General features: G+C 63.8%; 22 protein-coding genes. 15 read left to right on the plus strand and 7 right to left on the minus strand.

Going from position 1 to position 24,410, the window contains the following annotated elements:
• Positions 1 to 34: 34 nt before the first annotated feature.
• The 12 genes from OQE62_RS01200 to yjgA all read left to right on the plus strand — a co-directional run bounded on the left by OQE62_RS01200 (position 35) and on the right by yjgA (position 9,830).
• Positions 35 to 1,006: a KpsF/GutQ family sugar-phosphate isomerase gene (locus tag OQE62_RS01200; RefSeq protein ID WP_265720157.1), complete on the plus strand. Its 972-nt coding sequence runs from the start codon at positions 35 to 37 to the stop codon at positions 1,004 to 1,006.
• 110 nt (positions 1,007 to 1,116) lie between these two features.
• On the plus strand, positions 1,117 to 1,671 hold the full coding sequence (locus OQE62_RS01205; protein ID WP_265720158.1) for a KdsC family phosphatase: 555 nt from the start codon (positions 1,117 to 1,119) through the stop codon (positions 1,669 to 1,671).
• On the plus strand, positions 1,671 to 2,237 hold the full coding sequence (lptC, locus tag OQE62_RS01210; protein ID WP_265720159.1) for an LPS export ABC transporter periplasmic protein LptC: 567 nt from the start codon (positions 1,671 to 1,673) through the stop codon (positions 2,235 to 2,237). Before OQE62_RS01205 ends, lptC begins: the two co-directional genes overlap by 1 nt.
• Positions 2,224 to 2,766 (plus strand): lipopolysaccharide transport periplasmic protein LptA, encoded by a 543-nt coding sequence (gene lptA / locus OQE62_RS01215; protein ID WP_265720160.1) that lies wholly within the window; start codon positions 2,224 to 2,226, stop codon positions 2,764 to 2,766. Before lptC ends, lptA begins: the two co-directional genes overlap by 14 nt.
• 194 nt (positions 2,767 to 2,960) lie before the next feature.
• Positions 2,961 to 3,686 carry an LPS export ABC transporter ATP-binding protein gene (gene lptB, locus OQE62_RS01220; RefSeq protein ID WP_265720161.1) on the plus strand — a complete coding sequence of 242 codons (726 nt, stop codon included), beginning with the start codon at positions 2,961 to 2,963 and terminating at the stop codon, positions 3,684 to 3,686.
• A gap of 322 nt (positions 3,687 to 4,008) precedes the next feature.
• Entirely contained in the window at positions 4,009 to 5,460 is a 1,452-nt protein-coding gene (locus OQE62_RS01225; RefSeq protein WP_265720162.1) for an RNA polymerase factor sigma-54, read from the plus strand.
• A gap of 252 nt (positions 5,461 to 5,712) precedes the next feature.
• Positions 5,713 to 6,003, plus strand: coding sequence for a ribosome hibernation-promoting factor, HPF/YfiA family (hpf, locus tag OQE62_RS01230; RefSeq protein WP_265720163.1), 291 nt, complete (start codon positions 5,713 to 5,715; stop codon positions 6,001 to 6,003).
• A gap of 3 nt (positions 6,004 to 6,006) precedes the next feature.
• On the plus strand, positions 6,007 to 6,468 hold the full coding sequence (gene ptsN, locus OQE62_RS01235; protein ID WP_265720164.1) for a PTS IIA-like nitrogen regulatory protein PtsN: 462 nt from the start codon (positions 6,007 to 6,009) through the stop codon (positions 6,466 to 6,468).
• Positions 6,469 to 6,582: 114 nt separating this feature from the next.
• On the plus strand, positions 6,583 to 7,467 hold the full coding sequence (rapZ, locus tag OQE62_RS01240; RefSeq protein ID WP_265720165.1) for an RNase adapter RapZ: 885 nt from the start codon (positions 6,583 to 6,585) through the stop codon (positions 7,465 to 7,467).
• Positions 7,468 to 7,495: 28 nt separating this feature from the next.
• Entirely contained in the window at positions 7,496 to 7,765 is a 270-nt protein-coding gene (locus OQE62_RS01245) for an HPr family phosphocarrier protein (protein ID WP_265720166.1), read from the plus strand.
• A gap of 168 nt (positions 7,766 to 7,933) precedes the next feature.
• Complete coding sequence (mgtE, locus tag OQE62_RS01250) at positions 7,934 to 9,301, plus strand: magnesium transporter (protein ID WP_377535448.1); 1,368 nt, start codon at positions 7,934 to 7,936, stop codon at positions 9,299 to 9,301.
• A 13-nt stretch (positions 9,302 to 9,314) separates the two neighbouring features.
• The gene (gene yjgA, locus OQE62_RS01255) at positions 9,315 to 9,830 is read left to right on the plus strand and encodes a ribosome biogenesis factor YjgA (protein WP_265720167.1); all 516 of its coding nucleotides are present in this window, start codon (positions 9,315 to 9,317) and stop codon (positions 9,828 to 9,830) included.
• Between the two features lie 548 nt (positions 9,831 to 10,378).
• Here the strand turns inward: yjgA and OQE62_RS01260 are convergent.
• The 7 genes from OQE62_RS01260 to OQE62_RS01290 form a co-directional block, all read right to left on the minus strand.
• Positions 10,379 to 11,209 (minus strand): hypothetical protein, encoded by an 831-nt coding sequence (locus tag OQE62_RS01260; protein WP_265720168.1) that lies wholly within the window; start codon positions 11,207 to 11,209, stop codon positions 10,379 to 10,381.
• Positions 11,210 to 11,396: 187 nt separating this feature from the next.
• Positions 11,397 to 15,584: a YhdP family protein gene (locus OQE62_RS01265; protein ID WP_265720323.1), complete on the minus strand. Its 4,188-nt coding sequence runs from the start codon at positions 15,582 to 15,584 to the stop codon at positions 11,397 to 11,399.
• Positions 15,585 to 15,659: 75 nt separating this feature from the next.
• Positions 15,660 to 17,150: a ribonuclease G gene (gene rng, locus OQE62_RS01270; protein WP_265720169.1), complete on the minus strand. Its 1,491-nt coding sequence runs from the start codon at positions 17,148 to 17,150 to the stop codon at positions 15,660 to 15,662.
• Entirely contained in the window at positions 17,147 to 17,830 is a 684-nt protein-coding gene (locus OQE62_RS01275) for a Maf family protein (RefSeq protein WP_265720170.1), read from the minus strand. Before OQE62_RS01275 ends, rng begins: the two co-directional genes overlap by 4 nt.
• Positions 17,831 to 17,953: 123 nt before the next feature.
• Entirely contained in the window at positions 17,954 to 18,433 is a 480-nt protein-coding gene (mreD, locus tag OQE62_RS01280) for a rod shape-determining protein MreD (protein WP_265720171.1), read from the minus strand.
• A complete protein-coding gene (mreC, locus tag OQE62_RS01285) occupies positions 18,420 to 19,304 on the minus strand; it encodes a rod shape-determining protein MreC (protein ID WP_322746555.1) in 885 nt (294 codons plus the stop codon). Before mreC ends, mreD begins: the two co-directional genes overlap by 14 nt.
• Before the next feature lie 441 nt (positions 19,305 to 19,745).
• On the minus strand, positions 19,746 to 20,780 hold the full coding sequence (locus tag OQE62_RS01290; protein ID WP_265720172.1) for a rod shape-determining protein: 1,035 nt from the start codon (positions 20,778 to 20,780) through the stop codon (positions 19,746 to 19,748).
• Between the two features lie 351 nt (positions 20,781 to 21,131).
• On the opposite strand from OQE62_RS01290, the gene gatC reads away from it, so the two are divergent.
• Genes gatC through gatB form a run of 3 tightly spaced genes read left to right on the plus strand, consistent with a single transcriptional unit; the run spans position 21,132 to position 24,389 of the window.
• Positions 21,132 to 21,419 (plus strand): Asp-tRNA(Asn)/Glu-tRNA(Gln) amidotransferase subunit GatC, encoded by a 288-nt coding sequence (gene gatC, locus OQE62_RS01295; protein WP_265720173.1) that lies wholly within the window; start codon positions 21,132 to 21,134, stop codon positions 21,417 to 21,419.
• Positions 21,420 to 21,468: 49 nt separating this feature from the next.
• A complete protein-coding gene (gene gatA / locus OQE62_RS01300; protein ID WP_265720174.1) occupies positions 21,469 to 22,914 on the plus strand; it encodes an Asp-tRNA(Asn)/Glu-tRNA(Gln) amidotransferase subunit GatA in 1,446 nt (481 codons plus the stop codon).
• A gap of 11 nt (positions 22,915 to 22,925) precedes the next feature.
• Positions 22,926 to 24,389, plus strand: coding sequence for an Asp-tRNA(Asn)/Glu-tRNA(Gln) amidotransferase subunit GatB (gene gatB / locus OQE62_RS01305; RefSeq protein ID WP_265720175.1), 1,464 nt, complete (start codon positions 22,926 to 22,928; stop codon positions 24,387 to 24,389).
• Positions 24,390 to 24,410: the final 21 nt, after the last annotated feature.

The following is a 24,410-nucleotide window of genomic DNA, read 5'->3' on the forward strand; positions in this document are numbered from 1 at the left end:
CTACACTCCATAAGTACCTGACAAGAGAAACTCCATGACCCAGGACCCAACTCTGCAAGCGGGCCGACGCACCGTATTGATGGAAACCGAAGCCGTCGCCGCGCTGGAAAGCCGCATCGACGATGAATTCAAGCGCGCCTGCGAACTGATCCTGCAGTGTCGCGGCCGCGCCATCGTTACCGGCATGGGGAAATCCGGCCATATCGGCCGCAAGATCGCCGCCACCCTGGCGAGCACTGGCACTCCCAGCTTCTTTGTGCACCCGGGCGAGGCCAGCCATGGCGATCTGGGCATGATCACCCGCGACGACCTGGTGATCGCCATCTCCAACTCCGGCTCCTCGGCCGAGGTACTGACCCTGCTGCCGCTACTGAAGCGCCTCGCCATCCCCATGGTCAGCATGGCCGGCAAGGCGGACTCGCCGCTGGCCCAGGCCGCCGACGCGCACCTGGACATCTCCGTGGAGACCGAGGCCTGCCCGCTGGGCCTGGCCCCCACCTCCTCCACCACCGTGACCCTGGTCATGGGCGACGCGCTGGCGGTGGCCCTGCTCGAGGCGCGCGGCTTTACCGCCGAGGACTTCGCCTTCTCGCATCCCGGCGGCGCCCTGGGCCGGCGCCTGCTGCTGAAAGTGGAAGATGTGATGCACGCCGGCAACGAACTGCCGCAGGTCCAGCCCCACACCCTGCTGTCCAAGGCGCTGCTGGAAATGACCAGCAAGGGCTTCGGCATGACCACGGTGGTCGACAGCCAGGGCACCCTGCTGGGGGTATTCACCGACGGCGACCTGCGCCGGGTAATCGACCACAAGGTGGAACTGGACAGGGCGACCATGGAAGAAGTCATGAGCCGCCGCCCCAAAACCGTCTCCGCCGATACCCTGGCCGCGGAGGCGCTGCGCATCATGGAAGACAACAAGATCACCGCGCTGGTGGTCGAGGACGAGACGCGCCACCCCATCGGCCTGCTGCATATGCACGATATACTGCGCGCCGGGGTGATTTGACGGCCGGGACTCCAGCAGGAGTGCGCCGTGCACACCATGAATCCATCGGTGCGCACGGCGCACCCTTGTATCTGTCCTTGGGCTCGAAAGGAATATCTTAAGGAAAAACTGTGACGACAAGAGAAGAACAACTGAACCGGGCCCTGCAAAAGGTCCGCTGGCTGGTACTGGACGTCGACGGCGTACTCACCGACGGCCGCCTCTTTTTCGACAACAACGGCAACGAACTGAAAACGTTCAACACCCTCGACGGACACGGCATCAAGATGCTGCAGAAATCCGGCGTGCAGGTAGCCATCGTCACCGGGCGCCGCAGCAATGTGGTGGAGCGCCGCGCCCACGACCTGGGTATCCGCCGGCTGATCCAGGGCCGCGAAGACAAATTCGCCGCGCTCGAGGAACTGCTCGGCGACGAAAGCTGCCGCCTCGGGGATATCGCCTACGTCGGCGACGACTATCCCGACCTGCTGGTAATGACCCGCATCGGCTGCCCCATCTCCGTCCCCAACGCCGTAGCGCCAGTGCGCGAACGCGCCCTGTGGATCACCGACACCCGCGGTGGCGAGGGCGCCGTGCGCGAGGTCTGCGACCGCATCATGCAGGCTCAGGGCAGCTTCGACGCCGCCCTCGCCCCCTACCTTGCCCCCGGTGAGGGAGAGCACTGATGCGCAGCTGGCTGCCAATGGTGATCGTCGTCGCGCTGATCAGCGCCGGGCTCTGGTTTGCCGAAAGCGAACCGCAACAACTGATGGGCAAGCGCCCCACACCGCAACAACAGAACCGGGCCGCCGACCTGGTGATCCGCGACGCCCGCACGCGCCATTTCAACACCGGCGGTACCCTCGCCTACCGCGTGGACGCCGAGCGCATCACCTTCTTCCAGTTTGCCCGCCGCGACCGCGCCGATCTCACCGAACCGCGTATACTCTTCTACCTGGAAGACGAACCCAGGTGGCGCACCGAATCCCGCACCGGCGTCGCACACAACAACGGCCAGCGCGTGGTACTGAAGGGCGATGTCGAGATCAACGAACTCCCGGAACCGGGCGGCATCCGCCTGGACACTCAAAGCATCACCATCAAGCCGCACCAGGAATACGCCGAGACAGACAAACTTGTTACCATTACTGCCGGCCCAAATCGCACCCAGGGCAAGGGCCTGCGCGCTCACCTGAAGGAAGACCGGGTAGAAATCCTCTCCGAGGTACAAAGTAGCTATGAAACCGACTGAATTTCTGCGGCCCCTAGCCGCAGTCATCGCCCTGGCGCTGAGCGCCCAGGCCGCCCCCCTGCCCGACGACCGCAACCAGCCGATCAAGGTGCAGGCAAAAAAACTCGAGGCCAGCCGCGGCGAAAACCTCTCCGTCTACAGTGGCAACGTCGTCATCAGCCAGGGCTCGCTGCAGATACGCGCGGACCGCGTGGAAGTGCACGGCAGCGAAGAGGGCGAAATCGACCGCGTCATCGCCACCGGCAAACCGGCGCACTTCCAGCAGCAGGTGCAACAGAGCCAGAACCCCGTCAAGGCCCGCGCCCGGCGGATCGAATTCACCGTCGCCTCGGACGAACTCCACCTCACCGGCGAGGCCCATGTCGACCGCGACGGCAACACCCTGACCGCCGAAAAGATCGACTACGACCTCGGCAGCGAACAGATGCAGGCCCAGGGGCAGTCCGGTGACGGCCGCGTGGAGATGATCTGGAAGCCGGAGAAGGGGAACGGCGAACAGCAGGCCGACGAGACAGGACAGAACCAGTAGCCCGGGACTCGAAAAGAACACCAGATCCGGATGTAAAGACCCTGCTGCCGGGAGCCGTTCGGGAAACGATTGCCGACAGGCTGTTGAGTGAACGGCTCCCGGCAGCAGGGCCGCCCGGCACCAGCTTGCCAATGGTGCGGGGCCGCCACAAAGCCAACCTCGAGTCAGGGCTCGAAACCAATTCGGAACACACTATGCCCACGCTGAAAGCGTTACATCTCGCCAAGCAGTACAAGAAGCGCAAGGTCGTACAGGACGTATCCGTCAGCGTGACCAGCGGCCAGATCGTCGGCCTGCTGGGTCCCAACGGCGCCGGCAAGACCACCTGTTTCTACATGATCGCCGGTCTGGTCCAGGCGGACGCCGGCCAGGTGATGATCGACGACGAGGACATCACCTGCCTGCCGATGCACGGCCGCGCCCGCAAGGGCATCGGCTACCTGCCGCAGGAGGCATCGGTGTTCCGCCGCCTGTCCGTGCGCGACAACATCCTCGCCATCCTCGAGACCCGCAAAGACCTGTCCCGCGCCCAGCGCAAGGCCCAGTGCCAGGAATTGCTCAACGAATTCAACATCACCCACATCGAGAACAGCCCCGGCATGGCCCTGTCCGGCGGCGAGCGGCGCCGTGTGGAGATCGCCCGCGCCCTGGCCACCGACCCGGCATTCGTACTGCTGGACGAACCCTTTGCCGGCGTCGACCCCATCTCCGTCAACGACATCAAACAGATAGTCCGCCACCTGCGCGAGCGCGGCATCGGCGTACTGATCACCGACCACAATGTGCGCGAGACCCTGGATATCTGCGAAACCGCCTATATCGTCAGCGAGGGCCATATCATCGCCTCCGGCACCCCGGCCGAGGTGCTGGACAACCAGCAGGTGCGAGAAGTCTACCTGGGGCACGAGTTTACGATCTGACGTGGACACATCTGCCAGGAGCAGATTTGAACAGCCGAAGGCTGCCCGCCAAGCGAGTGAAGTACAGGGAAGCACTTCATCAATTCGGACAGAAAATGTCCACCCCGCTCATGACCGCCAAGTCATCACCCTGAAAGCCCAGGCGCGACCCACCATTTCGGCCCTGTACGGCGCCAAGTCACGTATTCCGCATTCATCACTTCGCATTCCGCACTGACAGTCGGCACACTTATTGCTTGTAATCAGCCCGACAGAGGGTTAGCCTGCAACGTCTTTGATATGCAGACGAATCATCCGCCGAATTGGCTTTGCACCCTCTGACATGAAGCAGTCTCTCCAGTTAAAACTCGGCACACAGCTGACCATGACGCCGCAGCTGCAACAGGCCATCCGCCTGCTGCAGCTCTCCACACTGGATCTGCAACAGGAAGTACAATCGGCCCTGGACAGCAATCCCCTGCTGGAAGTGGACGGAGAAGAACAGCCGGAGCCCCCCCGGGATCGGGACACGCAAGCTGCGCAGCCGCAAGAGCAGCACACGGCCAACGGCAGCGAGCAGCCCGGCGATGGCGACTGGAGCGGGGATATCCCCAACGACCTGCCGGTGGACACACGCTGGGACGACATCTACGGCAGCGGCGGCAGCTACAGCGGCGGCGAAGCCGACGAATACACCCTCGACCAACACAACTCCAACCCGGACAGCCTGCGCGACCACCTGCGCTGGCAGCTCAACCTCAGTCCCCTGTCGCCACAAGACAGACTGATCGCCGAAAACCTGATCGACGGTATCGCCCCCAGCGGCCTGCTGGAATCCTGCCCGCTGCACCTGGCTCCGGCACTGGAGGTGGATGAGGAAGAGATCCTCGCGGTACTCAAGGTCATCCAGCAGTTCGAGCCCGCCGGCTGCGGCGCCCGCGACCTGCGCGAGTGCCTGCTGCTGCAGCTACAGCAGTTGCCGCCCGGAACACCCTGGCTGGAACAGGCACAGGTCATTGTGCAACACCACCTGGACCTGCTCGGCAAGCGCGACTTTCGCCAGTTGAGCCGCCGTACACGCCTGAACGAAGCCCAACTGGGCGAAGCCATCCGGCTGATCCGAACCCTGAATCCCCACCCCGGCGACGCTTTCGGCGGCGAGGAACCCCAGTATGTGGTGCCGGATATCATCGTCAGCCGCCGCCAGCAACGCTGGCTGGTGGAACTGAACCCGGAGACGACCCCCAAACTGCGCATCAACGGCGACTACGCATCGCTGATCAAACGCGCCGACAATTCCAGCGACAACAACTTCCTGCGCGACAACCTGCAGGAGGCGCGCTGGTTCCTGAAGAGCCTGCAGAGCCGCAACGAGACCCTGCTCAAGGTGGCCTCCTGTATCGTCGAAAAACAGCAGGGATTCTTCGAACTGGGGCCGGAGGCGATGCGCCCCATGGTACTGGCGGATATTGCCGAGACCATCGGCATGCACGAATCCACCATCTCCCGGGTCACCACCCAGAAGTACATGCTCACCCCGCGCGGCGTCTTCGAACTCAAGTACTTCTTCTCCAGCCACGTCAGTACCGACTCCGGCGAAGACGCCTCCTCCACCGCAATCCGCGCGCTGATCCGCAAGCTGGTGGACGGCGAGGAGCCGCGCAAGCCGCTGTCCGACAACAAGATCACCCGGGAGCTCGACAACCAGGGTATCAAGGTGGCGCGGCGCACCGTGGCCAAATACCGGGAATCCATGGGCATTCCCTCTTCCAGCGAGCGCAAGCGGTTGGTGTGACCGGGGACTGTGCGCGCCGGCTGGCCAATGGTGCGAGACAGCCATGAAAGCAACCCAGCCTGCCCCCAAACTCCAGTTTTTAGACCCGACATCGTCACCCGGTCATAAACCCTCAGGGCACCGGTTTCCACCAAACCGGCGACCAAACTCCAGACTTTGAGTGTATCCTTCCATTCTGGCGAACTTCCTAGTAGGGTTGCCGCCCTGACGGGGGTGCCGCCGAGACCGCATGCACCCGAAGAGGAGAAATCCATGCAGATCAATATCAGTGGCCATCACCTCGATCTGACTCCACCGATCCGCGATTATTGCGAAAGCAAGCTGGAAAAACTCTCCCGTCATTACGACAACATTACCACTGCCCAGGTAATTCTCTCCGTCGAAAAACTGGTACAGAAAGCCGAAGCCAGAGTACATATCAATGGCCACGACCTGGTCGCTGGCTCCGAAGACGAAGATATGTACGCGGCAATCGACGCTGTGTCCGACAAGCTGGATCGTCAGCTCAAGAAGCACAAAGAGAAGTTGCAGAAGCACCGATAAGTTATGACATTGGAAGCATTACTTTCTCCCCGCCTGAGCCTCTGCCATCTGGCGGGGAGCAGCAAAAAGAAGTTGCTGCTCAATATTGCCCAGGCCATTGACGAACAGTATCCACAGCTCGACGCCGATACCATTTTCAATCAGCTGATCGCCCGCGAACGGCTCGGTTCCACCGGTATCGGCGAAGGTGTGGCCATTCCCCACTGTCGCCTGCCCGGCTGCGAGGCGCCCATCGGCGTGCTCTGCACCACCGAGCCCGCAGTAGACTTCGATGCCTCCGACCGCCAGCCGGTCGACCTTCTGTTCGCCCTGCTGGTACCGGAGGATTCGGAACAGGAACACCTGGACACCCTGGCGGAAATCGCCGCCCTCTTCTCCGACAGCCGCGTACGGGAAAAACTGCGCCGTGCCGAAAGCGGCGACGAACTCTATGCACTGGCCATCGACAGTGCGGCGGCGGCCTGATCATCGGCCGGAGGTTAGTGACCGGTGGTCAGTGAATGCTGAGAGTGCAGGTTTAACACCAGTCCCTTATCATTGGCCACCAAACATTGAACACCAACTACCGATCACTCACCTATGCGCCTAGTGATTATCAGCGGCCGCTCCGGTTCCGGTAAGAGTTCCGCCCTGCAACTGCTGGAGGATGTCGGTTTCAACTGTATCGACAACCTCCCCGCCAGCCTGTTGCCGGAACTGGTCAAGCGGGTGCGCGAACAACCACCGATGGACGATACCCGGAGCGCACTGGACAGCTCACCCCAATTGGCCCTGGGCATAGACGCGCGCAACCTCTGGCAGGATGTCCAGCAGGCGCCGCGGGTGATCGAGGAACTGCGCGGCAGCGGCGTACAGTGCGATGTGATCTACCTGGACGCGCGCTCACCGGTGTTGGTACAGCGCTTTAGCGAAACCCGCCGCAAACATCCCCTCTCCGACAATCGCACCCACCTGCTGGAAGCCCTGAACCGGGAAAAGGAACTGCTTGCCCCGCTGGCCGCCATGGCCGACCTGGTGATCGATACCAGCAGCCTCAGCCTGCACCAGTTGCGCGACCTGGTGAAAACCCGGGTAGTGGGCCAGGAATCGCCGGGCATGGCGATACTCTTCCAGTCCTTCGGCTTCAAGCACGGCGTGCCGGTTGACGCCGACCTGGTGTTCGACCTGCGCTGCCTGCCCAACCCCTACTGGGTGGCGGAGCTGCGCGGCAAAACCGGCCTGGATCCGGAAGTGATCGAATACCTGCGCAGCCATCCGCAGACCGACGAGATGGAACGGGATATCGCCGGCTTCCTCGACCGCTGGCTGCCCGCCTACCAGCAGAGCAACCGCAGCTATACCTGTATTTCTATCGGCTGCACCGGCGGGCGCCACCGCTCGGTGTACATGGTCGAACAGCTCGCCGGAATCTTTGCCGACCAGTTCGACAATGTGCAGGTGCGCCACCGCGAACAACAGAAGTAGCCCCACCCAACCCGGCCGGAATGGACCCATGCAGAAGAGCCACCTCCTGATCGTCAACAAACTGGGCCTGCACGCCCGCGCCGCCAGCAAGCTCGCCCAGACCTGCGCACGCTTCTCGGCCGACATCAGGGTAAACTGCCGGGGCAAGTCCGTGGACGGCAAGAGCGTCATGGCCCTGATGTTGCTGGCCGCCGGCAAGGGCACCGAACTGGAACTGGAAGTGGACGGCAGCGACGAAGAGGCCGCGCTGGATGCCGTCAGCAAGCTGGTGGCGGATCGCTTTGGCGAATCGGAGTGACGGCGAATGATGAATGATGAATATCCGGCTAAAGGAACGGACGTTAGCCACAATCGATTTCCGACGATGCACAGAGTATGATCGCGGCCAACGGCCGCGCCTACACTGAAAATTTGGATCGCGTGTTCATCATTCAGCATTCATCACTCCGCATTTAGAGATCCCTCCGTGCCCAAGCAAGCCCCTGCCGAAATCGAGCTCCGCACCCAGAACCAGCTCAGTGAGCTGTTCGCGGCGCTGGACAGCGGTACCGGGCGCGAAGTGCGGCGCATGCTGCAGACCCTCACTCCGCAGAGTATCGCGCAACTGCTGGAGAGCTCGCCGCCGCGCATCCGCCAGGTACTGTGGAAGCTGATCGACAAAGAGGTCGAGGGCGAGGTACTGCAGGAACTCACCGACAAGGTGCGCAGCCAGATCCTCGCCACCATGGACACCGAGGAAATGGTGGCGGTGATGGAGGGGCTGGACGCCGACGACGTCGCCGACATACTCCAGGACCTGCCCGAGCGGGTCATGGGCGAAGTCCTCTCGGCGATGAAAGAGACCGACCGCTCGCGGGTAGAGAGCGTACTCGCCTACGACGAGGAGACCGCCGGCGGCCTGATGGACACGAACACCGTGTCCGTGCGACCCAACCTGACCCTGGATGTAGTGCTGCGCTACCTGCGTCGCCACGCGCAATTGCCGGAATCCACCGACAGCCTGTTCGTAGTCAACCGACGCGGGCAGTATATCGGCCTGCTGCCGCTGTCGAAGCTGCTCACCACCGATCCCGGCGTCACTGTGCGCGAGGTGGTCAACACCGACGTGGAACCGATCCCCGCGGATATGGCGGACACCGATGTGGCCAGGCTGTTCCAGAAGTACGACTGGATCACCGCGCCGGTAGTGGACGACAACAACCGCCTGCTGGGCCGCATCACCATCGACGACGTGGTGGACGTGATCCGCGAGGATGCCGACCACTCGCTGATGAGCCTCGCCGGCCTCGACGAGGAAGAGGACACCTTTGCACCGATCCCCCGCACCGCCCGACGCCGCGCCCTCTGGCTGGGCATCAACCTGCTGACCGCACTGCTCGCCTCCTGGGTGATCAGCCTCTTCCAGGGCACCCTGGACAAGGTGGTGGCGCTGGCGGTGCTGATGCCGATTGTCGCCAGCATGGGCGGCGTCGCCGGCAGCCAGACACTGACCGTGGTGATCCGCGGCATGGCCTTGGGACAGATCGGCCGCAGCAACCTGAGCTGGCTGCTGTCCCGCGAACTGGGCTCGGGGGCACTCAACGCACTGCTGTGGTCCGCGGTCATCGGCGGCGTCGCCGCCTTCTGGTTCGGCGACAGCCATATCGCCTGGATCATTGTCGCGGCGATGATGATCAATCTGGTCACGGCCGCCATCGCCGGGGCCATACTGCCGGTCCTGCTGCGGGCCCTGCGTATCGATCCGGCACTGGCCGGCGGCGTGGCCCTGACCACGGTCACCGACGTGGTAGGCTTTATGTCCTTCCTCGGCCTGGCCACCTTGTATTTTGCTTAATGTGGAATGATGAATGGACGAGTTTGACGGTTTCGACGAAGATCTGCCGAAAAGCAAGACGCAGGCAAAAAGGGAAATGCACGAGCTGCAGGAGCTGGGCAAACAGCTCACCGAATTGAGCCGCGCCCAATTCGCCGAAGTGCCACTGGACGATGACCTGCGCGAGGCGATTGAAACCCTGCACCGGATAAAATCCCACGAGGCGCGCCGCCGCCAGATGCAGTATATCGGCAAGCTGATGCGCGGCGCCGACGCCGAGGCCATCGAAAGTGCGCTGGAAAAATTCAGGGAGCGCGACCAGCAGCACCTGCGCTTCGACAGAATGGCCGAGGAGTGGCGCAAGCGGCTGCTGGAAGAGGGAAAGGCGGCCCAGAGCGACTTTTTCGACCGTTACCCGCAGGCAGACCACCAGCAACTGCGACAGTTGATCCGCAATTCGCAAAAAGAAATCAAAACTGAGAAGCCGCCCACCAATCAGCGCAAGCTGTTCCGCTTTCTGAGAGATTTTTTTATACAGGAAGCATCCTGAACCTGGCGCGAGCCCTGTACTCGGCCTTTGTGTTTGTGGCTCCCAGACGTCGATCTGGTGCTATTAAGCTGGTTCAGAGGCGGCCCTGCTGCCGGGGAAGGGTTTCGGGACACGCCGTGAATCCATCCCTGGAGGCTTGTCTGCGAGGTCCCTCTCGCAGACAGTCCCGAAACCCTTCCCCGGCAGCAGGACCTTCGCATCGACTTTAGATTTCTATCTGGCTCAGGTAGATAGCTCGATAAGACCACTGAGGTTGATGTAAAGGCCCGGCTACCGGGAGCACACAAGAGGCCNTTATCGGGCCTTGAACCAGAGCGTGAAAAGAATAGTGGAGTCGATGCGAAGGCCCTGATACCGGGAGCTACTTGTGGGACTGTCCGCGAGAGGGACCTCGCGGACAAGCCTACAGGGACGTATACACGGCGTGTCCCACAAGTAGCTCCCGGTAGCAGGGCCGCCACGGGGTTGGCTTAAAGGCACCAGATCGAGGTCTGAGTGCCACAAATAAACAGGGCGACCCCAAAGGTTCCGCCCTGCCGCTCCCCAACTTATTCAGCAGCCGTCTCAGCCTGCCACTCGAACAGGTTCATTTCGATGAAGAAGAAGGCCACCAGCCACAGGAAGGCGTCCCAGAAATCCAGGAAGCTGCCATTGACGCCCCAGTAGATGGCACATAGCAGCAGGGTGGAATACAGCAGTACCTTGACGATCTGGCCGTAGCGCATGATCTTGTCGGACAGCTCGTGACGGAGCTGCAGCCACACCTCGAACGCCAGCAGGAACACCACCACCAGCCAGGTGCCGGCGTTGATCACATCGGTCCAGGCCAGCCACCTGATCTCGCCCCAGGTCGCCGCGTCGCCGACGATCTTGGCGTCCGCCGGCCGCAGCATCTGCGCATCCCCCAGGGCCGCGCAACTCTGCGCCGTCAGTGGCACATAGTCGTCCTGCTCGAGCACCAGCTTCCAGTCACCGCTGGCCGCCAGCTCACAGGCGCTCTGCGCCATCGGCGCCAGATCGGTGAGATACACCATCTCCGCCACATAGCCGTAGAAAGAGTAAATGATGAAGACATAACAGAAAGCGGAAACGGCATTCAGCGACCACTTGACCCAGCCGCGGATCTTTTCGTCCGCGAGGACAAAGGTCTCCAGCTCGAATACCAGCAGCAACAGCACCCAGGCCAGGGTGTCGATGGAATCGTTGTAAGCCTCGATCACCTTGCCGAGCTGTACGCCGTCGGCAAAGACTGCACCGGCGGCGGCGTGATTTTCTACGAAGAAGGCGTAAACATTGTACGCCAGCAACAGGTAGACAGCGTATTTGAATACCCGGAAGAGCAAATAACGGTTGACAGGGAACCCTGCCAAAGTGGCCACCTCGGACATCTGCACGGACCTCTGTTTGATTATTGTTTTACATCTCGTACACGGTCGGGCCGACCGCAGACAGGTCTAATATCGAATAATCATTCGGTTTTTGCAATACCCGACACGGGATCGGTCGACGAAAAAACCGGAACTGGCGATCGGTTCGCAGCCGCGCCCGTCTGCCCCGGATTCGCGATCACTGCCCGCCGGCCGCCGGCGCAGCACTCGATTCCCGCTCCGGCCGACTGCCAGAGACTTCAGTCGGCGCCCGTGACTCTTCGTCTGGCGGCGGCTGCCGACGGGCCTCCGCCTCGGAACCCTGTCGCTGGGCGCCATCGCCGTCGAACAGCTTGTCGAAGCGTACCTGCGGCTCCTCCCAGTTGCCGCTGATGCGGTAACTGACACTGGCCATATTGTCCACCTGCTTCTTGAACGCCTTACTGATCAGGTAGACCCCGGCCGCCGCCGGCAGGCCACCGGCCAGCGCCGCCACCAGTGCCAGGTTGTTGCCCACCGGCAGCGTTGCCACCAGCGTCAGGTTCAGGTCCTCGCGTTTCAGATTGACCCGCCCGGCCATCTGCAGCTCACTGGTGGGCCCCTCCACCTGGATCGGCACCGCAATCAACAACCGGCCATCGCCCTCGAAATAGACTTCGCCGCTCACCCGATCGAAGGCCATGCCGTTCTGGTAAAGATCGGAGAAATCCAGCCGCAGGCGGCGTGCCCAGGTGTCGAAATTGAACAGCGACAGCAGGCGCAGCAGCGCGGAACCGGCACTGTCGGTGGCGCGCAGGAAGCGGCCGTCGCGAATGTCGATCTTCAGTTCCCCGGACAACTGGTCCGCCGCTACCTGCGCCGGCGAGCCATCCCAATGCAGCGCCGTATCGAAAATGGCCGACTCGCTCTCGATCGCCGGCTCCTGTCCCCAGGCCCGCTGTACAGCGGCCAGGTCGTCCGCCAGCAGGCGACCGATGAACTGCGAGGACTCGGTGCCCTGCTCATCGCGACGCCAGACCAGCTGCGCGCCCAAGTCATTGTCGCGACCGCGGCCCTTCACTCGCACGCCTCGCGCGGCGCCGCGAATATCGCTGATCACCAGCCGCGACGCCGACGGCTGCAGGCGGAAGGACCAGCGGCCCAAATCCTCTTCGCCGACACGCAGGCTGTCGGTACTGAAATCCACCTGCGGCAACTGGGTGAAGTCGAAACCCGCCCAGGGATCGGCGTCTGCTTCGGTCTCCCCCTCTGCCGGGGACTCGCCGGGCGGCTCGCGCGCCGGCAATTGCAGGTGGCTGAGATCCATCTGCAGCGGTTCGGCCCCGTCCATAACGCCGCTCACGGTGCCCGCTGCCATCTCGCTGTCGAACTGCAAGCGCCAGTCCGGCCCCAGGCCGCGGCCGCGAATGTGGATATGCTCGATATCCGTCGCCCCCAGCCGCAGCCGGTCGGTACTCAGGTCCAGCCTGATCGGCAACGACTTGCCGAGATCCGCGGCGGCGACACCGCCGTTGTCGTCGCTCCCATTCTTCTGCTCCCCGAAAACCTGCAGCAGCTCGCGCCAGCGCGGCAGATCGATCTGGGACAGATCGCCGGTGATCGCCAGACCCCGCTCTTGCGGCAACCCGGCCTCGGCATTGAGCGCGATAGCGGCCCGGTCCACGACACCGTCCACCTGCCAGAACTGGCCCTGCAGGTGCTCGCCGTAACTGAGATTGAACAGGCTGCCCTGCTCGCCGATCGGCACCCGCAGCACATAGCGGCTTTTTTCGTCCGCCACCTTGCCCAGCGGCGCCGGCAGGTCGACTTCGACACCCTCCAGGTCGGATGTCATTTCGAAGACGGCCGAATAGGGTTTTTCCCTGCCGGGCGCGGGAATCGTCACCAGTGCCCGATAGTCGAAGACACCGTCCAGCCAGGCCAGCTCGGGGCGGCCACTCCAGTCCTGTACCGCGTCGATGCTGTTGCTGCCGTCAATGATGACCTGGGTGTCGCGCTCTTCACCCTCGCCGATATGCTCGATACGCGCCTGCAGGCGACGCTCCCAGAGCTCGCCGTTCAATCGGGTACCAGCCAGGCCATTGTCGCTGTCGTAGTGCACGCGCCCGTTCAGGCCGTCGATATCCAGGCGCAGATTGTCGAGGCGCAGGTGGCCACCCCGCAGGTCCAGCTCGACGCTCTGGCGCTTCGGCAGCTCGGCGCCGCCCAGTGGCTGGGACAGTGTCAGGTCGCCATTGATGTGGCCGTCCAACTGCCAGTCGTCGAAGGCGCCGCCCAGCCGCTCGCGCAGCGGCGACTCGCGCAGCAGCTTCAGGCCATCCGCTGCCGGCCCCTCCAGGCGAGCGCGCACGCCCAACAGGGAGCCGTCGCCCGCGGGGCTGGGAGTCACGCCTACCTCGATATCCCGGGCATCGATATTCCACAGTTTCGCCGCCTCGGCGTTGACCAGCACATTGCGATCGTTGACCAGCAGGCGCGCGTCGACATCCCGCGCTGCCGGCCAGCCGGGGGCATAGTCCAGCGCGCCGTCGGTCACATCCGCCGTCAGCTGCACCGTCTGCCGCTCGGGATGGTCCCCCAGGGCCAGGAATTCGGGATCCTCACCCTCGCGGTAGTGGCTGCCGCGGTAGACGAAACCGGCGCGCGATACCCGGCCCGGGTTGTCGCTGCCCAGGCCGTCCGACAGCCAGCGGCGCAGATCGTCGCCGACGGTGAAAGGCACCAATTGCCCCTGGGCGGAGACGGGCGCATCGCGCAGCCCCAGCGCCAGGGTGAACTCGGCCGGGCGGGTACGGGGTATGAAGGGCAGCTGCAACAGGAACTGGCCGCTGATATCGCCCAGTTCGCCAGTCAACCTCAGCGGGCCGGAGTGGACCTCCACGGCGTTGTTTTCGCGATCCACCTGCCAGGCGACGGTACCGCCGGCGCGGGCAAATTCAAACGCATCTTCATACAGTTTGGGGAAACGGACACGGAGGCCATCGCCGCCGTCCAATTGCAGGAAACCGTCGCGACCACGCATTTCCAGGTAACCATTCAACCCCTGCACCGCGGGGGCACCGCGGTGGGCGGCGGCCGTCAGGTCGCGCAGGTTGGCGCTCAGCGCGATGTCGCCATCGGCGTCCCGGACAAACTGCACCCGCTCGAGGCGACCGGACGGCTTCAGGGCGCGCAGCCACTCGTCCGCTGGGCCTTCCAGCAGTGCCACCCGCTCCAGGATCCGGCTCCAGGCGCCCAGCTCGATACTGTCCACTGCGAGCTGCAGGCCACTCTGCGCACTGCTGCGCGCCTGCAGGTTAAGTGGCGGCACCGGCAGGTCGCGCCAGTCCAGTTGGATATTCTGCAGCGCCAGCCGCCAACTGCCGCCGGGCTGCCAGCGACCGGAGAGATCCCCGGACAGGTCCCGCAGGGGCCCGAGCAACGATGGCTCGGCTTTTTCCTCCCCGCCTTCCCCTTCGTCCGGCTTCTCCGGTCCGGCCTCTGCCGCCACCTGGGCGAGGTTGAGGCGGCCGCGCAGCCGGTAGCCGCTGTCGCTATCGCTGTGCAGCCAGAGGCTGCCGCGGGCCATCTTGCGGCCGCGCCAGTGGTATTTATCCGGCAGCGGTGTCAGTTGGTGCAGCAGCGCGATGGTGTCCGCGTCCACCAGCAGGTCGTTGAGCTGCACATAGCCGTCCAGGGAAAAGTCGTCGCGGTCGCGCGGGTTGCCGCGCCCCTCCAGCACCAGGCGCAGCGTCTCGCCCTGCCCTGGCGTCACCTGGCCGACGGCAACGCCGGGGGCGATGAAGGCGCGGGCGGTGAGGCGGTGGAAGCCGCCGGCGTTTTCCAGTTGGATCTGCGGCAGGTTCATCTCCGCGCTCTCGCCGTCGGCGAGACGCAGCCGGATACTGGCGTTGCGCACCTGGACCCTGGGGCCCAGCTGGAAGATGCGCGCCGGGTCGCCGAGACGCCCACTGGCGGCGCCTTTTTCTTCCGGCGCGGTTTCCGCCCCGGGGGGAAAGCCCTCGATATGCCAGCCGCCGTTTTCGGTGCGGCTCAGTTCGGCGGAAAAATCCCGCACCTGCAGGTTTTTCCACACCAGTTCGCGGTTCCACAGGCTGGCGAGCAGATCCAGGTGAAACAGGCCGTAGCCCATATGCACTTCGCCGCCCTCTCCCAGGCGCAGCTCGTCCAGCCGCAGCGCCACTTCCAGCGCCTGCCAGCGCAGCGACAGCCGCTCCATCTGCACCGGCACGCCCAGGCGCTCCGAGAGCCAACCGCTGATCTGCGGCCGGTAGTCCTCCACCAGCGGCGACAGCATGCGGCCGGTCTGCACCAGGATGGCGAGGCAGATGACCAGGATCACGGCCAGCAGCCAGAATTTGCGCGCGAGCCAGCGCAGTGCCCCCATCACCAGGGCCCCCCGCAGGCGCGCAGCGACGCCGTCCGCGATACCCGCGGCCGGCGATCGGCAAATTTGCAGACGTCAGACCAGAACAATGTCGTACTGCTCCTGGTTGTAGATGGGCTCCACCTGGAACTGGATCGGCCGCCCGATAAACTCCTCCAGATCGGCCACGTTGGCCGATTCCTCGTCCAGCAGCAGGTCGATCACCACCTGGCTGGCGAGCACCATGATCTTTTCGCTGTCGTAGGCCCGCGCCTCGCGAATGGTCTCGCGGAATATCTCGTAGCAGGCGGTCTCCGGGCTCTTCAGGGTGCCGCGCCCGCCGCACACCGGGCAGGGTTCGCACAGGAACTGGCCCAGGGATTCCCGTGTGCGCTTGCGGGTCATTTCCACCAGCCCCAGCTCGGACACGCCGGTAATGCTGGTCTTGGCGTGGTCCCGATCCAGCGTCTTCTCCAGGGTGCGCAGCACCTGGCGCTGGTGCTCGGTATCCTTCATATCGATGAAGTCGATGATGATGATGCCACCCAGGTTGCGCAGGCGCAGCTGGCGGGCGATGGAGGTGGCCGCCTCGAGGTTGGTCTTGAATATGGTTTCTTCGAGGTTGCGGTGGCCGACGAAGGCGCCGGTATTCACGTCGATGGTGCTCATGGCCTCGGTCTGCTCGACGATCAGGTAGCCGCCGGATTTCAGCGTGACCTTGTTGTGCAGCGCCTTGTGGATCTCCTCCTCGACACCGTAGAGATCGAACAGCGGCCGCTCGCCGGGATAGTGTTCCAGGCGCCCGGCAATCTCCGGCGCATACTTGCCGGCAAACTCCGCCGCATGGCCGTGGGCCTCGCGGGAATCGATGCGGATCTTCTCCGTGTGCGGCCGCGCCAGGTCGCGCAACGCGCGCATGAACAGCGGCAGGTCCTCGTAGATCACCGACGGTAGCGGACGCGACTTGATACGGTTTTCGAGTTCGCTCCAGAGTTTGTACAGGAAGGGGATATCGCGCAGGAGCTCGTCCTCGCTGACACCCTCAGCCACGGTGCGCAGGATGAAACCGCCGTCGCCGCTCTGTCCCTCGCCCTCCAGGGTGGCCGCGGCCTGTTCCACCAGTTCACGCAGGCGTTCGCGCTCGCCGCCGTCCTCAATGCGGTTGGAAATGCCAATATGGCGCGTCTGCGGCATATAGACCAGATAGCGGGCAGAGACCGACAGGTGCGTGGTCAGGCGGGCGCCCTTGCTGCTGATCGGGTCCTTGACCACCTGCACCACCAGCGACTGCCCCTCGCGCACCAGCGCGCGGATATCCGCCACTTCCGCCGGCTCGCGGGACTCCATGCCCTCCTCGTCCAGCGGCGCGATATCCGAGGCGTGGATAAAACCGGCCCGCTCCAGACCGATATCGACAAACGCCGCCTGCATGCCCGGCAGCACGCGCACCACCTTGCCCTTGTAGATATTGCCGACGATACCGCGGCGGGCGCTGCGTTCCAGGTAGACTTCCTGCAGCACGCCGTTCTCCACCAGCGCGACGCGGGTTTCCATGGGCGCGACGTTGATCAGCAGTTCTTCGCTCACGCTTGGTCCCTCCCGCCCGGGGCCGTTTCATCCCCGTTCAGGGCTGTTTTATCCCCGCTCAGGGCTGTCGCCTGCGTCGTCCAGTAGGGAATCGCCGCTTTCTCCAGCATCGACACCAGCGCTTCCAGCGGCAGGCCCACCACATTGCTGTAGCTACCGCTGATGGATTCCACCAGCGCCGCTCCAAAGCCCTGGATGCCGTAACCACCGGCCTTGTCGGCAGGTTCGCCGGTGCGCCAGTAGGCCTCGATCAACTGCCTGTTGAGATGACGGAAACGCACCCGGGTTTCCACCAGCTGCTCGAACTGGCGCCCGTCGCCGCGCAGGCAGACGGCAGTCAGTACCGCGTGCTCGCCGCCGGACAGGGAGTGCATCATGGATTCAAAATCGGCGAAGTCCCGCGGCTTTTCCAGCACGCGAGTACCAGCCAGTACCAGTGTGTCGGCGCCCAGGGCCCAGAGGCCATCGGCGGGCCCAGCGGCCAATTCCAGCCCGGCCGCGGCCTTGCTCCGCGCCAGGCGCGAGACATAGTCGCGAGCCCTCTCGTCCGCGCCCTGCGATTCCGGCACCGAGGGAGCACGGCTGGTAAAAGGCACACCGAGCTGCGCCAGCAGTTCCGCGCGGCGCGGCGAGCCGGAGGCCAGGAGAAGTCGACTGTGGGGGGCTGGGGTATTTGACACTGTACTGCTTATTGTTGGTTCGGGTCGGCCACCGATTATAGCGCTATCGATCGAAAAATGATCGGTCTTTACCTGCCTTTACGCTCGAATCGGGCGCCGGATTGCGACCGGCTGGTCTCCACTTTACCTGACCTGCAGTCGGCCGGCCATCAGGCCTAGCCAGGGCGCCACCCAGGGCCAGAGTAGCGCGCTGGTGATGGCGGGCCACAGGAACGTCAGGCCCGGCACCGGCTTGCCCGCCAGGCCGTGCACCCAGTTGCCCACCACCTGGTTGATGCCCACGAGGATGAATACCCACATCAGTTGCTGGGCGGGGTTGAAGGCCCGGGTGCGCTGGTAGGTGAGCAGGCTGAAATAGGCCAGCACCCCCAACGCCAGGGCGTGAGTGCCGATCGTCGCACCGGTGACCAGGTCCTCGAGTAGGCCCACCAGCCAGGCGAAACCGACACCGAGGTTCTGCGGCATCCGCGTAATCCAGAAGATTACCAGCAGCGCAGTGAAAGAGGGGCGGAACCACAACCAGTTGTGCGGCAGCGGCATCACCGCCAACAGCAGCGCCAGCAGTACCGTGACGGCGATAAACCAGCGGTTATTCGCTTCCACGGTCCCGCTCTCTCTCGATGCTGTCGGCGGCGCCGTTTTCGCTGTCGCGCTCTTCAATCACCGCCAGCACGAAGCGGCTGCGATTCATGCGACCGCGCGGCTGTACCTCGGCCTCGACGAAGGCCCGGCCCGGGTCGCGCTGCACGGAGATGACCTCACCTACCGGATAGCCGTCCGGGAAACGCCCGCCGAGGCCGGAGCTGAGCAGCAGGTCGCCCTCGCGGATATCGCTGGTATTGGCCAGGTGTCGCAGTTTGAGACGGTACAGGTCACCGGTGCCCTCAGCCACGGCACGCACACTGTTGCGCAGTACCTGTACCGGGATGGCGTGGCTGGCGTCGGTGATCAGCAGCACGCGGCTGGCGGAGTCGCCGGCCTCGATCACCTGCCCCAGCAGGCCGCTGGCATCCATGATCGGCGTACCCAGCCCGACACCGTCGTCGCGGCCCTTGTCGATCACCAGCACGTGTTCGAGCGGGTCCGGCGATACGCCGATGATCTGCGCCACCAGTACCCGTTCGTCGACGGCGTCCGCCGAGTTCATCAGTTCCTTGAGCTGGGTATTCTCGGCCTTCAAGGCGGCCAGCAGCTGGCTGCGTTGCTCCAGCAGCAGTACCTGGCGCTTGAGGCGGCCGTTTTCCTCCAGCAGCTCTTCGCGCGTGCGCAACTGCTCCCCGGCCCAGTCGCCGACGCGCTCGGGGGTGTCGGTAATCCAGTAAAAGGGAGCCACCAGCCCGGTGACGCGCTCGCGCAACGGCTGCAGCCAGTCGGTATAGATGCCGATTACAATCAGTGCCGCCGCCACCAGGCCCAGCACAAGGATGCGGGATTCCGGCGAGGGGCCGCGGGTAAATAGCGGTTTGATGGGCAGACCCCCGTCTACAGGTCAGTTCAGTGTGTTGTTGTTATCGGATTTGTGGCCCGGTGTCGACTTTGGCATCCCTCTCAGGTGCCTGTAAGCGGAGATCCGGGCGGCACTGCTGCCGGTGGCCCTTTGCGGGACACGCCGTAAATACATCCCTGTAGGCTTGTCGGCGAGGTCCCTCTCGCCAACAGTCCCGCAAAGGGCCACCGGCAGCAGTGCCTTAGCTTTGTACTTTCGCAGTTCTTTTCACACTCTTCATCCACGATCAGGGTGGGTAGAACACGAAAGTCCAATGCAAAAGCCCTGGTACCGGGATTCATTTGCGGGACTGTCTGCGAGAGGGACCTCGCGGACAAGCCCCCATGGATGGGTTCACGGCGTGTCCCGCAAATGAATCCCGGTGCCAGGGCCGTCTCGGGACCTGCTAACCAGGTACGAACCCGAGCGTCAGTTGGAAACCAGATACAACCGGCTCTTGTCCATCAAGTCCAGCGCCTGGCCGCCGCCGCGGGCGACGCAGGTGAGCGGGTCGTCGGCGACGATCACCGGCAGGCCGGATTCCTCCATCAGCAGCCGGTCCAGGTCGCGCAGCAGCGCGCCGCCGCCGGTCAGCACCATGCCGCGCTCGGCGATATCCGACGCCAGTTCGGGCGGCGACTGCTCCAGGGCGCTCTTCACGGCCTGCACGATGCCGGTCAGCGGCTCCTGCAATGCCTCGAGAATCTCGTCCGAGTTCAGGGTAAAGCTGCGCGGCACCCCTTCCGCCAGGTTGCGGCCGCGCACATCGATCTCGCGCACTTCACTGCCTGCGTAGGCGCAGCCGATCTCCTCCTTGATGCGTTCGGCAGTGGCGTCGCCGATCACACTGCCGTAGTTGCGGCGCACATAGTTGACGATGGCCTCGTCGAAGCGGTCACCGCCGATCCGCACGGAATCGGAGTAGACCACGCCGTTCAGGGAGATGATCGCGATTTCGGTGGTACCGCCGCCGATATCCACCACCATGGAACCGCTGGCATCCTCCACCTTCAGGCCGGCGCCGATGGCCGCGGCCATGGGTTCCTCGATCAGCCATACCTCGCGCGCGCCGGCACCCAGGGCGGACTCGCGGATGGCGCGGCGCTCCACCTCCGTGGACTGGCAGGGAACGCACACCAGTACCCGCGGGCTGGGGCGCATCCAGCTGTTCTCGTGCACCTTCTTTATAAAGTGCTGCAGCATCTTCTCGGTCACCTGGAAGTCGGCAATGACACCGTCCTTCAGCGGGCGTATGGCGGTGATGTTGCCGGGCGTGCGGCCGAGCATGCGCTTGGCCTCGACACCGACTGCCTCGACAATCTTCTGGCCATTGTAGTGGCGGATGGCGACGACGGAGGGTTCATCCAGGACCACGCCGCGGTCGCGGACGTAGATCAGCGTGTTGGCAGTCCCCAGGTCGATAGACAGATCACTGGAGAACATGCCCCGCAAACGTTTAAACATGGAATTCGGTTACCTTGTACTGATTTTTACAGTGCCCCGGGGCGGGCACAGTTGGCAGACTTGAGCATCGCTAAAGCTTAGTTAGTCCACACAAAATATTCTGAGTTCCGGGCCGCATTTCCGGACCCGCGGCCGGGGGCATGCATACTCCGGCCAGAATCGGCAAACTCTAACAACGGCGGGGGTTCAGGGCAAGGCGCAATAAAGGGCAGTTGCGGACCGTCCCGGCGGCCAGCATACGACAATTCTGCGGCCGCCGGTGAGAATTGCAGTCGACTGTGCTAAATTTGCGCCCCTTCCGCCTGCACGGGGCGATATTCAAATTGCCATTCAAGCTGGAGCACCTGTCCCATGGCCGTAGATGCGCAAACTGTAGAAAAACTGGCGGAGCTGGCCCGCATCGCCATCTCCGAGGAAACCGTCGAGGAAGTCAGCAGCCGGCTGGGCGATGTACTGCAGCTGGTAGACAGGCTGCAGGCCGTCAATACCGAAGGCGTGCCGCCGATGGCACACCCGCTGGACGCCGTTCAGGTGCTGCGCCCGGACGAGGTAACCGAGCCCAACCGGCGCGAGGAATTCCTCGCCCTGGCGCCCCAGTCCGAGGAAGGCCTCTACCTGGTCCCCAAAGTCATCGACTGACCGAAACATCCCTATTCAAGGAACCCACACAGAATAACGCGGGAATCCCATGCATCAGCTCACCATCGCCGAAATCATTCGCGGATTGCGGAACAGAGAGTTCTCCAGCGTCGAGATCACCCGACAACTGCTGGATCGCATCGAGCAGCGGGACGGCAACTACAACAGCTTCATCACCGTGACCGCCGAACAGGCCCTGCAGCAGGCCGGGGCCGCCGACCGGCGCCTGGCAGAAGGCGACGCACCGGCCCTGTGCGGCGTACCCATCGCCCACAAGGACATCTTCTGCACCAGCGGCGTGCGTACCAGCTGCGGCTCGAAAATGCTCGACAACTTCGTGCCCCCCTACGACGCCGCGGTAGTGGAAAACCTGCAGAAGGCCGGCGCCGTTTCCCTGGGCAAGACCAATATGGACGAGTTCGCCATGGGCTCCTCCAACGAAACCAGCTACTACGGCCCGGTGAAGAACCCCTGGGACACCGATCGCGTGTCCGGCGGCTCCTCCGGCGGTTCCGCCGCCGCTGTGGCCGCGCAACTGGTTCCCGGCGCCACTGCCACCGACACCGGCGGCTCCATCCGCCAGCCGGCGGCGCTGACCAACACCACCGGGCTCAAGCCCACCTACGGCCGCGTGTCCCGCTGGGGCATGGTGGCCTTCGCCTCCAGCCTGGACCAGGCCGGCCCCATCGCCCGCAATGCCGGGGACTGCGCCCACCTGCTGTCGGCCATGGCCGGCCCGGACCGGCGCGATTCCACCAACCTGCAGCGGGATGCCGGGGACTTTACCGCCGACCTGAACCGCTCCATCGAGGGCCTGAAGATCGGTGTGCCGAAGGAATACTTTGGCGAGGGCCTGAACGCGGACACCGCCGCGCGGGTCCAGGACGCGCTGAAAGAGTATGAAAAGCTCGGCGCCGAGCTGGTGGAGATCAGCCTGCCGCATACGGACCTGGCCGTACCCGCCTACTACGTCATCGCCCCGGCCGAGGCTTCCGCCAACCTGTCGCGCTTCGACGGCGTGCGCTACGGCCACCGCTGCGAAAACCCCGCCGACCTGCGCGATCTCTACATGCGCTCGCGCGGCGAGGGTTTCGGCGAGGAAGTCAAACGCCGCATCCTCGTCGGCACCTACGCCCTCTCCGCCGGCTACTACGACGCCTACTACAACAAGGCCCAGCAGGTTCGCCGCCTGATCAAGCGGGACTTCGTACAGGCCTTCGAGAAAGTGGATGTGATCATGGGCCCGACAGCGCCCTCCCCCGCGTTCGGGATCGGCGCCAAGGTCGCGGATCCGGTAGCCATGTATCTCGAGGACATCTACACCATCGCCACCAACCTGGCGGGCCTGCCCGGTATGTCCCTGCCCTGCGGCACGGTGAACAATCTGCCGGTGGGACTGCAGATTATCGGCAACTACCTGGATGAGGCGCGCATTTTGAACGTCGCCCACCAGTACCAGCAGGCAACCGACTGGCACAAGGCCTCCGCCGCATAAGGAGAATTCAAGTGGAATGGGAAATCGTCATCGGGCTGGAAGTGCACGTACAGCTCGCCACCAAGTCGAAACTTTTCTCCGGCGCCGGCACCCGCTTCGGCGCCCCCCCCAACACCCAGGCCTGCGCCGTGGACCTGGCCATGCCCGGCACCCTGCCGGTGCCCAATGCCGAGGCCTTCCGCTACGCCGCCATGTTCGGCCTGGCCATGAACGCAGAGATAGGCCGCCGCTCGGTATTCGAGCGTAAGAACTATTTCTACCCGGACCTGCCCAAGGGTTACCAGACCACCCAGTTGGCGGAACCGATCGTCGGTCCCGGTGAAATCGAGATTCACCTGGAAGACAACAGCAGCAGAAAGGTGCGCCTGCACCACGCGCACCTGGAAGAGGACGCCGGCAAATCACTGCATGAAGCGGTTTTCGAAAGTGGTCAGGGCATGTCCGGCATCGACCTGAACCGCGCCGGCACACCGCTGATCGAAATCGTGTCCGAACCGGATATGCGCAGCGCCGCCGAGGCGGTCGCCTACCTGAAAAAGATCCACAGCATCGTCACCTACCTGGGCATTTCCGACGGCGATATGTCCCAGGGCTCCATGCGTTGCGACGCCAACGTCTCCGTGCGTCTGAAGGGCGAGAAGGAGCTGGGCACCCGCACCGAGCTGAAGAATATCAACTCCTTCCGCTTTGTGGACAAAGCCATCAAGGTGGAGGCGGAGCGCCAGATCGATATCCTCGAGGACGGCGGCAGTATCGTGCAGGAAACCCGCCTGTACGATTCCGACAAGAACGAAACCCGCTCCATGCGTAGCAAGGAAGTGGCCAACGACTACCGCTACTTCCCCTGCCCGGACTTGCTGCCGGTGGAACTGGACGAGAATTATATCGAAACGCTGCGCAGCGACATGCCGGAACTGCCCGACGCCAAGGCCGCGCGCTTCCGCGAGCAGTATCGGCTATCCGCCTACGACGCCGACCAGTTAACCCAGGAGCTCGCCACCGCCGAGTTTTTCGAAACCGTGGCAAAACAGTCCGGCGAACCCAAGCTGGCCGCCAACTGGATGACCGGCGAACTGGCCGCACTGCTGAACCGCGAGGAAATCTCCATCGAGCAGTCCCCGGTCTCCGCAGAACATCTGGCCGGCCTGATCGCGCGGCTGAAAGACGGCACCATCTCCAGCAAGATCGCCAAGCAGGTGTTCGAGGCCATCGCCGATGGCGAGGGCGACGCCGACACGGTGATCGAAAAACGCGGCCTCAAGCAGGTCTCCGACACCGGCGCCATCGAGAAAATGGTGGACGAGGTGATCGCCAACAGCGCCAAGCAGGTTGAAAACTACCGCAACGCCGACGAATCAAAACGCCCGAAGATGATGGGCTACTTCGTCGGCCAGATCATGAAGGCATCCAAGGGCCAGGCCAATCCGCAGGTGATCAACAGAATCCTGAAGGAAAAGCTGGACGCATTGCTTTAGCGGGACCGCGGGTCCCGCTTG

The sequence above is a fragment of the Microbulbifer halophilus genome, assembly GCF_026183675.1.
Lineage (GTDB): Bacteria > Pseudomonadota > Gammaproteobacteria > Pseudomonadales > Cellvibrionaceae > Microbulbifer > Microbulbifer halophilus.

What these genes read in the sequence shown, in the direction of transcription:
- ptsN (WP_265720164.1), top strand. Translation starts at nt 6,007, where the DNA reads ATGACATTGGAAGCATTACTTTCTCCCCGCCTGAGCCTCTGCCATCTG.
- lptC (WP_265720159.1), top strand. Translation starts at nt 1,671, where the DNA reads ATGCGCAGCTGGCTGCCAATGGTGATCGTCGTCGCGCTGATCAGCGCC.
- hpf (WP_265720163.1), top strand. Translation starts at nt 5,713, where the DNA reads ATGCAGATCAATATCAGTGGCCATCACCTCGATCTGACTCCACCGATC.
- lptA (WP_265720160.1), top strand. Translation starts at nt 2,224, where the DNA reads ATGAAACCGACTGAATTTCTGCGGCCCCTAGCCGCAGTCATCGCCCTG.
- OQE62_RS01245 (WP_265720166.1), top strand. Translation starts at nt 7,496, where the DNA reads ATGCAGAAGAGCCACCTCCTGATCGTCAACAAACTGGGCCTGCACGCC.
- gatA (WP_265720174.1), top strand. Translation starts at nt 21,469, where the DNA reads ATGCATCAGCTCACCATCGCCGAAATCATTCGCGGATTGCGGAACAGA.
- OQE62_RS01225 (WP_265720162.1), top strand. Translation starts at nt 4,009, where the DNA reads ATGAAGCAGTCTCTCCAGTTAAAACTCGGCACACAGCTGACCATGACG.
- rapZ (WP_265720165.1), top strand. Translation starts at nt 6,583, where the DNA reads ATGCGCCTAGTGATTATCAGCGGCCGCTCCGGTTCCGGTAAGAGTTCC.
- yjgA (WP_265720167.1), top strand. Translation starts at nt 9,315, where the DNA reads ATGGACGAGTTTGACGGTTTCGACGAAGATCTGCCGAAAAGCAAGACG.
- lptB (WP_265720161.1), top strand. Translation starts at nt 2,961, where the DNA reads ATGCCCACGCTGAAAGCGTTACATCTCGCCAAGCAGTACAAGAAGCGC.
- OQE62_RS01200 (WP_265720157.1), top strand. Translation starts at nt 35, where the DNA reads ATGACCCAGGACCCAACTCTGCAAGCGGGCCGACGCACCGTATTGATG.
- gatC (WP_265720173.1), top strand. Translation starts at nt 21,132, where the DNA reads ATGGCCGTAGATGCGCAAACTGTAGAAAAACTGGCGGAGCTGGCCCGC.
- OQE62_RS01290 (WP_265720172.1), bottom strand. Translation starts at nt 20,780, where the DNA reads ATGTTTAAACGTTTGCGGGGCATGTTCTCCAGTGATCTGTCTATCGAC.
- OQE62_RS01265 (WP_265720323.1), bottom strand. Translation starts at nt 15,584, where the DNA reads ATGGGGGCACTGCGCTGGCTCGCGCGCAAATTCTGGCTGCTGGCCGTG.